General features: G+C 70.2%; 5 protein-coding genes and 1 pseudogene. 2 read left to right on the top strand and 4 right to left on the bottom strand.

Annotated elements, in window-relative coordinates; all coding sequences use genetic code 11:
- Positions 1–334: 334 nt before the first annotated feature.
- From HW578_RS18745 to HW578_RS18730, 4 genes are all read right to left on the bottom strand, one after another.
- Positions 335–3,265, bottom strand: a complete 2,931-nt coding sequence (locus tag HW578_RS18745) for a calcium-binding protein (RefSeq protein ID WP_232479106.1) — start codon at positions 3,263–3,265, stop codon at positions 335–337.
- 385 nt (positions 3,266–3,650) lie between these two features.
- A complete protein-coding gene (locus tag HW578_RS18740) occupies positions 3,651–4,553 on the bottom strand; it encodes a glycosyltransferase family 2 protein (protein ID WP_198372234.1) in 903 nt (300 codons plus the stop codon).
- Positions 4,554–4,567: 14 nt separating this feature from the next.
- Positions 4,568–5,611 (bottom strand): GNAT family N-acetyltransferase, encoded by a 1,044-nt coding sequence (locus HW578_RS18735; RefSeq protein ID WP_198372233.1) that lies wholly within the window; start codon positions 5,609–5,611, stop codon positions 4,568–4,570.
- Positions 5,608–6,546: a polysaccharide deacetylase family protein gene (locus tag HW578_RS18730; RefSeq protein WP_198372232.1), complete on the bottom strand. Its 939-nt coding sequence runs from the start codon at positions 6,544–6,546 to the stop codon at positions 5,608–5,610. Before HW578_RS18730 ends, HW578_RS18735 begins: the two co-directional genes overlap by 4 nt.
- A 254-nt stretch (positions 6,547–6,800) precedes the next feature.
- On the opposite strand from HW578_RS18730, the gene HW578_RS18725 reads away from it, so the two are divergent.
- Positions 6,801–8,051 (top strand): glycosyltransferase, encoded by a 1,251-nt coding sequence (locus HW578_RS18725; RefSeq protein WP_198372231.1) that lies wholly within the window; start codon positions 6,801–6,803, stop codon positions 8,049–8,051.
- A pseudogene (locus tag HW578_RS18720) lies at positions 8,048–8,634 on the top strand (hypothetical protein); the annotation flags it as partial. The gene HW578_RS18725 and the pseudogene HW578_RS18720, both read left to right, overlap by 4 nt.

The raw sequence follows: 8,634 nt of genomic DNA, 5'->3' as shown, positions 1-8,634 counted from the left end.
GCTACTCGCCTGACGGGAGAGGTGCGCCCACCGCACGACCGGCGGGCTCGAAGACGACCCCCAAGGCCGCTTCCAGGACACCGCCACATCTTCATCAGCCGATCACGCAGGTTTCGCAGAGCTCTCCTTTGGAGATCGGCCCTTCCTTCGCATCGGACCGCCTCATGTGGCTGCCACCGCGCAGACCACGGACAGAAGCAAGATCCGCGAGACGGACGACCCAGCATTGACCCGCCGCCGCCCAATGACAGTATATGTTGGGCATTTTTGGGCTCTGATCAGAGGGCTTGCTCTGGCTTACGTGATGCGTACCGCCTGCTTCTACGTGGACAGTTCACGTAAACCAAAGCAGCCCGTCAAACTCCAATGGTGACGGTAATTGCTGCCGCATTAGGCCGGTCCAGGTCACCGAGGTGTCAATAATTCCGTTGCCGTCCAGATCACCGTGCATCGTTACACCAGTCCAGCCAGGCGCACCGGCATCGTCCATCCACTGAACTCGGCTGACACCAGGACGCCATCCCCACACAGAGAGCCGCTCGCCGGCCTGCCAGTCAGTGATCGTCGCCCAAGTGGTCGTGCCACCGCGGCCATCAAGAAAGAAGTCGTCCCGCCCTACTCCGCCCGTGAGGAAGTTCGAGCCCGTGCCGCCGTCGAGCACGTCGTCCCCGGCTGCGCCATTGGCTGCGTCATCGCCGCCCATGAGATTGAAGAAATCATTGCGCGATGTGCCAATCACCACATCATCCATAGACCCTCCGAGCATCGCGTATTCAAGCCAGGAGACGGAGCCGGAGTAGATATCGGGCATTACTCGGCTAAGTACACCGTTCGTGTATGTGGTAACCAATTCTTCAATTTGATTATTGGCCAGTAAAGGCGTCAGCAGCACGGGCGCGGCGCCGCCAAAGCTCAACGCCTCGATGTTCGAAAGCCTGTCCGTGCCGTCAGGCCCCGTCACGATCAGCACACTACCGTCCAAGGCGAAACGGTAGTCAGATTGCGTGCCGCTAAGATGAGCAAGATCGACATCCTCTGCACCATCCAGCGTGTCGTTGCCGATCCCGCCGATCAGCGTATCCGCGCCGGAGCCGCCGACCAGGCTGTCATTGCCGGACCCTCCCTGGATGCTGTCATTGCCGCCCAGGCCGACCAGCGTATCGTTGCCATCGCTACCGGCGAGCGTGTCGGCGCCGCCGCCGCCGGTGAGCATCGTGCTGGCCGCACCGGCGGTCATGGGCAGGCCGCCGCCGGGTGGCGGGGCGAAGGCGTTGGTTGGGTAGGTGGCGTAGTAGCCGAACGCGGCCGGGGCTTCGGCTGCAACCTTCCAGAAGGTATCCGCGGCGGCGAGGGAGCCGGTGACCTCATAGATGCCGGCAAGCGTGGCGAGGGCCAGCTGCGCGTAGTTTAGGTCCTGGAAGACGCCGTTGAACGACCAGCCTTGTGCGGCAGTCGCGGCGGCGATATCCTCCCAGGTCTTGTAGGGTACACCGGTCGTCGGATCGAAGACCGCGAGCCGGTAGACTGCGCCGTCGGATATTGGCAGGCCCTGGTCGGCCGCATTGAAGCGGCCGACCAGGAAGTTCTCCTGCCAGCGCAGGAAGGTGAGGGCGTCGGCATTGCCGTGCCGTGCCGCCATGATGGTGATCGACGCCAGGTAATCCTGCTGCCAGGGCGCGGTCGCGCCGGCACCCTGGTAGTCGCCAGGCACCCAGCCATATGCCTCGCCCTGCTGCGCCGTCCAGGTCGGGATCTGCTGCACGAGCCACGACCAGTTCGAATCCACGGCGCTCTGGAAGAAGGCCTTCTCGCGCGAGCCGTCGGGGTTCGCGAAGGCGGCTGCCTGGACCTCGCGCAGCGTCCATGCGCCGGCCCGCACCTGGCCGCCACTGACGAGAAGATCCTGCCCGTCCTGCCGCAGCACCGGGTAGGACGCCATCACCGACCAGCTTGCCTCGGCGTTCAGGTTGTCGAGGATCCAGCGTTCCCCGGTGAGCAGGTAGGGGATGAAGGACAGGCTCGGATGATGGGCCGTCTCCGGCGTCCAGCCGGTGTCTGTCGGTGTCTGCTGGGTCAGCCCGCCCGACGTCGGATCGCCTGGCCGGCCGGTGCCGCCACGAGGATCTGACCACAGGCGCGGATAGGCGTCCGTATTGAGCCAGGTGTCGTTCGCCGCATCCCAGAAGTTCCAGGGTACTGCGCCGGCAGTCTCCGCCTGGCCCATCGCGTAGGCAGCGGCGCGTGCGTCCTGTGTCAGGATCCACGCCGTATTGGCGGCCGTCGTGACGCCGATGTCCTCGCGTCCGCCGACCATCGGCATGTACTGCGTCACGCCATTGGTCGCGAGCACGCCGCCCCAGCCCGCCTGCTGGGTGGCGGCGAACCAATCGGCAAGCTTGGCCTCCGAGACGCCCTGCTCGAAATTGTAGGGTGAGATGGCGCCGGTCGCCTCGAGGAGGCGTGCATCTTGCTGGATGTTCAGCCAGCCGGTGGACGGATCACCGAGTCCCTGACCGCCATCGAGCCCATTGGAGGAGAAGGTGCGATGCCAGTTCTGGTACTGTGCCTGATCGACTGCCTCGCGCGCCACTTCCTGCCCGTCCATCCGAACGACGGCCGTATAGGCAACGCGCCCACCGATCGCCTCCATGGCGCGGTCGTTGTTGAACTGCGCCTCGACCTCGATCCCGCCGCCGCGGAAGGCCGTGACATCGAAGACCAGCCGCTGCGAACCCTGCAGGGCCACCTCGACCCTCGCCTGGCTGGCGAGCGCGCCGGACTGCCAGACTGAGGCACTACCGTCTGCCAGCGCGTCGCGCAGCGCCGCGAGCACGTCGATCGAGGTGGTGCCGCCGGAAGTGACGATGTCGACGCTGACCTGATGGCCGAGTGTCGCGGCTGCGAGGTCGATCACCTGGCCGAGCGGCGCGCTGCCCCGCATCAAGACGAGATCGGCCACGGCGCCGGCCGCAAGGTCGGGCCGCTGCACCGAGACGACGGCGGTCTTCACGGAGCCGTCGGCGTAGGTCGACAGGACGTCGAGTTGCAACATGGCGGGTTGGCCATCGATCGTCGCAACCAGCCCGGCGCCCGCCGGCAGCTGCCCGGCCTGGAACACCTGACCGAAGGTCGTGACGCCGCCGGACAGCGTGCCCTGACCCGCATTCTCCAGACGAAGGCTCGCGACGCCACCCACCGGCAGGGGCGCGAACTGAGGCAGTGAAATGGTACCAGACACTGAAAGCTCCACCAATGGTTGTCCCATGGGTGTCAACACATCCTTCATGAGTCAACAGTGTTGACGCGAAGTGAAGCAATCATCAAAAAAATGGAACGAATTCTCGTGGCGTTGCGGTTGGCTTCTCTGGCCTCTGAACTCGTGCCGGATGGCGCCGAGGCCCGTTCCGCGGCGCCATCCCGCGCGTATGCCAGGCACCCGGTGCGCGTGCTGGCGGCGGAGACTTACAACCATTAGTTGGGCCGCCTCGAGCGCGTGCCTACCGATGCTTGTCGATTCCCGGTGCCAGGTTCGACGGGCGGCGCTCCATGCGCAGGCGCCAGGCGGCAAGCCCCTCATGAGACGGGCCCGCTGCTGTGGCGAAAATACTACATTCTTCCCCTATTTTGAGGACCGGCCATCGGGCCGCCATTCAGACACCGATGGCAAACCGTCTCTTCACCCACGACATTCCCGGCGCAGCGGTCACGAGGTACCAGAGATTCGCGGCAACCTCGTGCCCGTTCACGATGGCACGAAGCAGGCAGCGCATTCCCTTTCGCCTCTGCCCCCCGCGGTACAAGCGCCGGCCGGCCCAGCCGTACCTCGCGCCTAGGGCGCGGCGCCGCTCCGCACGCGTGAGATGCGCCGCCTGCCGCTCGATATGCCCGAGCACCATCGCCAGCGTCACCTCGGCACCTTGCGCCGCATACTCCAGCGACAGGCTCCCGGGCCGGTCCTGCACCGTGACCAGCACCTCGTCGACGAAGCCGACTTCGCCGGCCAGCGCCAGGCGGATCCAGAGATCCTGGTCCTCTGCCACCGGCAGCGCAGGGTCGAAGCCCCCGACCTCCAGGACGGCCGTTCGGCGCGCCAGCACGCAGGGCGTGGCGATGAAGTTCTGCGCCAGCAGCGCCCGCCACGCCTCTGCACCCGTCGCCACAGGCACGCCGCCATGGATCGGTCCGAGCAGACGGCCGTCCTGGCCGACGTGCCGCGCGCGGCACGAGCAGAACGTCATGGCGGGGTGTGCTGCGATGAGCGCCATCTGGCGCTCGGTCTTGACCGGCTCCCAGGTGTCGTCGGCATCGAGGAAGGCGATGAACTCGCCTTGCGCGGCGCGGATGGCATGGTTGCGCGCGGCTGCCGCGCCCTGGCGTTCCGGCAGGCGGATCATGTGCAGCAGCGCGCCGCCGGCGTCGCGCGCCACCGCCTCCGTCGCGTCGCTGCTGGCGTCGTCGACTACGATGATCTCGAGCGGGCGGACCGTCTGCGCGAGGGCGGAGGCGATCGCACGCGCGAGCGTCTGCGCGGCATTGCGCGCGGGAATCACCACCGAGACGCCGCCCGTCAGCCGCCCATCCTCCAGGCCAGCGCCTGCGCCAGATGCGCAAGCCGCGCCCGCGGGCCACGCAGCGTGTAGTGCGCGACGCCGAAGCGCACCGTCCCGGTCGAGAAGTCCCGCTTCGCCTGCGTATCGCCACCGCCGCGATCGATCAGCGTGATCCCCGACGCCGCGGCGTCGCGGATCGTGTGCCACAGCAGCATGCGCCCCGGCGAAACCTGGCGCACAGCGGGGTCATACACCGGGAACCAGTAGCTCAGCGTTCCCCGGTGCATCAGGCCGAGATGGCTCGCCAGCACACGCCCGCCGGCGCTGAGGCTGCCCAGCACCAGCCGGCAATCCGGTGCCCCCTGCCGTGCGAGCAACAGCAGCAACCGGCGTGCCTCCGGTCGCGCCAGCGGATCGCCGACGCCGGTCCGTCCGTACTGCATGCGCTTCGCTGCGATCACCTCCTCCACCGCCTCGGCGGGCGGGTCCGGTGTCGCGACGTGCCGCATCGCGCCGAACTCCTTCTCGATCCTGCGCGCACGGCGCTCCGTATCGAGGACGAAGGCGCGGTCGCGGCCGGCCAGAGCCTCGAAATAAGCTGCCGGCCCCGCCGAGAGGTCGATCAGGTGCCCGATCCCGGCCGGCTCCGAGGCCAGGCCGAATGCCGCCTGGCCGGGAGAGACCTGGCGCAGGAACAACGACCCGAGGCCGCACAGGCGCAGCAGCAGCGCTGGCGCGATCTGGCACCCTGCGCGCGCCACGAACCCGGCATGGTCGGCGAGCCCGCCTCCGATCCCTTCAGCCGCGCCCAGTGCCGCATGCCATGGGTTGCGGAAGCGGAAGGCCAGGAAGCCGCAGATCCCTGCCACGTCGCGCACCACCGCGACGCGCACGCCGCCCTGCGCTGCTTCACAGGCGCGGGCAAAGCCCGGCGACAGGAAGGCCCGTCCGAGGCCCGGCGTTGCCGCCATGAAGCTGAGCCACGCGGCGATCTCGTCCTCCTCGAGTTCCGACGGCAACTTGACGCGGGCCTCGAGCCCATCTGCGGCGCGCCGGGTCATGTCGGCGCGGTGTGCGCGCGCGTGAGCAACGAGAAGGCGAGGCCGGGAATATCGGCGCGCCCCGCCTGCCGCGCGCCGATCGCCACGCGCCCGATCGCGGCATCCGGGCGCAAGGCGCGGACCGGCGTGAGTTCCGCCTCGCTTGTGAAGCACAGCCCGAAGCCTGCCGCCCGCGCCGCCTCCACCAACCGCGGCGTCCAACGTCCATGCGGAAAGGAGAAGGCCGGCCGGGCGCCACCGAGGCCGAGCTCGGCCAGCCGCTCGCGGCAGCGCAGGAATTCGGCGGACGCGTCGGGCACCGCGGTGAGCGGTTCGTGCGATTCTCCATGGCCGCCGATGCTGATCCCGCCCTGCTGCATCTCGCGCAACTCCTGCGCATCCGCCATGCGGCGTGGCAGCGCACGCGGCGCCAGGGCGGTGATCCGCCTGGCGCGTTCCCCGGCGGGAAGAGCCTGCAGTTCTGCCACCGCGGCGTCGGCGGCGCGCCACCCGTCGTCCTGCGGTGCGCCTGCGGCGATGCGGTCGAACACCTCCTCCTGCCAGAAGCCGTCCTCGCGGCCCACATGGCCCGTCGCAACGAACAGCACGGCCGGCATCCCGTGTGCGCGCAGCACCGGCAGGGCATATTCCGCATTGTCCTGCCAGCCGTCGTCGAATGTGATCAACAGCGGGCAGGGCGGGAGCGCCGCGCCCTCGGCTGCCCGCTCGACATCGCCGAGCGAGACGACGCTGTAGAAGCGACGGAAGAAGCCCAGGTAACGGTCCAATTCGCCGGGCGTGACCGTATAGGTCGGATTGGCACCGGCGAAGCGCGAGTCCTCCGGTGGCAGCACGCGGTGGAACATCACCACGGTCAGCGCGGCATGATTGCGCCAGCGGTGCCACAGTCGGGCGAGGCCCGCCGCGTACAGCAACGACTTGACCAACGACTTCACGCCCATCTCCGCCCCTGATGCCGCTGCATCGCGGCCCTGTCGGCGCACCGACGGCTGAAGGCACACGCTCAGGCCCGCGCCTTCGCTCGGCACCGCCACTCGTCTGCGAAGCCCGCGCGAAGCATGCGGGGCGCGCGCGCCGATCGCAAGGCAAGGCTGCGGCGCAGGCCCGGATGACCGTTCCCTTGCTTCACCGGAAGGTCCAGGATGCGGGGGTTCGTCGGGCGCGCGAGGCCCGCCGGCCAGGAGGCGCCATGTCGGGCGAGACGTCGGTGGATGACGCCAGGGTGCAGCCCGCTCGGGAGCCCGCGGCCGACGCGCGGGTGCTTCGCCTGCTGACCCTCACCACGCTCTACCCCAATGCGCGCCAGCCCAACCATGGCGTCTTCGTCGAGAACCGGCTGCGCCACCTCGTCGCGAGCGGTGCGGCGCAGAGCGAGGTGGTGGCCCCCGTTCCCTGGTTCCCCGCGGCCTCGTCCATCTTCGGCGAATGGAGCCGCTACGCCGGCGTTCCGGCGCGCGAGCAGCGCCACGGACTTACCGTGCATCACCCGCGCTACCTCGCACTGCCACGCCTGGGCATGCTCAGCGGGCCCTGGATGCTGCACCGCGCCGCGCGCGCGGCGGTGCTCGGGCTGCTGCGGGACGGGCGGCGCTTCGATGCCATCGATGCCCACTACCTGTACCCGGACGGTGTCGCCGCGCTGTGGCTCGCACGCGAATTCGGCCTGCCGCTGGTGGTCACCGCGCGCGGCTCCGACACCAGCCTGCTGCCGCGCTACCGGCTGCCGCGGCGCCTCATCGGCGAGGTCATCGCCGGCGCGGATGCCCTGATCGCCGTGAGCCAGGGGCTCCGCGAGGGGCTGGTCGATCTCGGCGCGGACCCCGCCCGCGTCACGGTGCTGCGCAACGGCGTGGACCTCGAGACCTTCCGCCCGCCCGCCGATCGCGCGGCGCTGCGGGCGGAACTCGGCCTCGAGGGTCCGGTGCTGCTCTCGGTCGGGCTGCTGATCGCGCGCAAGGGGCACGACCAGATTATCGCGGCGCTGCCGGACCTGCCGGGCTGCACCCTGCTCGTGGCGGGGGAGGGACCGGAGCGCGCCGCGCTCGACGCGCTGGCCAGGCGGCTCGGGGTGGCCGACCGGGTGCGGCTGCTCGGCCCGCAGCCGCATGCGGCGCTGGCGCGGCTCTACGGTGCGGCCGATGCGCTGGTGCTGGCATCGTTGCGCGAAGGATGGGCGAATGTCCTGCTCGAGGCGATGGCCTGCGGCACGCCGGCCCTGGCCGGCCCTGCCTGGGGGAGCGCCGAGGCGATCTGCACGCCGGAGGCCGGCCTGGTGCTCGATGGCGTGACGCCCGGGGCGATTGCGGCGGGCGTGCGCCGCCTGCTCGCCGAACCGCCGGACCGAGCGGCGACGCGTCGCCACGCCGAGGGCTTCGGCTGGGGTCCCACCACCGAGGGCCAGCTGACGTTGTTCCGGCGCGTCCTGGAGCACCGGCGATGACGTCGCCGCGCTGGAGCCGGCGCGAGAGCGCGCGGATCGCCGCCGCGGCGCTCGGCATGGCCGCCCTTGGGGCGGGCTCCCGCGCAAGGGCGCAGGGTGCCGGCGCCGTCGCTGCGCCACCTCCGCCCTGCGCCACCGCGCCTGAGGAGGTGGTCGGCCTCGTGCTGCGCGGCACCGGCGCCCCCGAGGGCACCATCACGGTCTTCGGCCAGGCCTTCCGGCCCGGCGACCTGCCACGCGGCGCCGGCCTCGTCGCGCGGCGAGTCGGCGGTGCGCCGTTGCCGCTGCAGGTCGATGTCGCGACGCGGCACCCGGACGGCTCGGCGCGCTTCGCCGTGCTGGCCCTGGCGGCTCCGGCGCTGCGGCGGGGCGAGACGACGGGCATCATGCTGCTGCGCGGGGCCGGCGGCGGGGCGGCTTCCATCGAGCCGGGCAGCTGGTCCGCCGCCACTGGCCTGGTGGTCGAGATCGCCGGGAGCCAGGGGCCGCCCTGGCGCGCCGATCTTGGCGCGATGGCCGAGGCTGCGCGCGGAAGCCGGCCCTGGCAGGCGGGCCCGCTGGCGCGGCAGATCCGCATCGCCGC

This window comes from Roseomonas rosulenta, from assembly GCF_016106005.1.
Classification (GTDB): Bacteria; Pseudomonadota; Alphaproteobacteria; order Acetobacterales; family Acetobacteraceae; genus Neoroseomonas; species Neoroseomonas rosulenta.
Note: the sequence above shows the minus strand (reverse complement) of the source record. Positions and strands in the feature narration are given on the sequence as shown.

What these genes read in the sequence shown, in the direction of transcription:
- HW578_RS18725 (WP_198372231.1), top strand. Translation starts at nt 6,801, where the DNA reads ATGTCGGGCGAGACGTCGGTGGATGACGCCAGGGTGCAGCCCGCTCGG.
- HW578_RS18735 (WP_198372233.1), bottom strand. Translation starts at nt 5,611, where the DNA reads ATGACCCGGCGCGCCGCAGATGGGCTCGAGGCCCGCGTCAAGTTGCCG.
- HW578_RS18745 (WP_232479106.1), bottom strand. Translation starts at nt 3,265, where the DNA reads ATGGGACAACCATTGGTGGAGCTTTCAGTGTCTGGTACCATTTCACTG.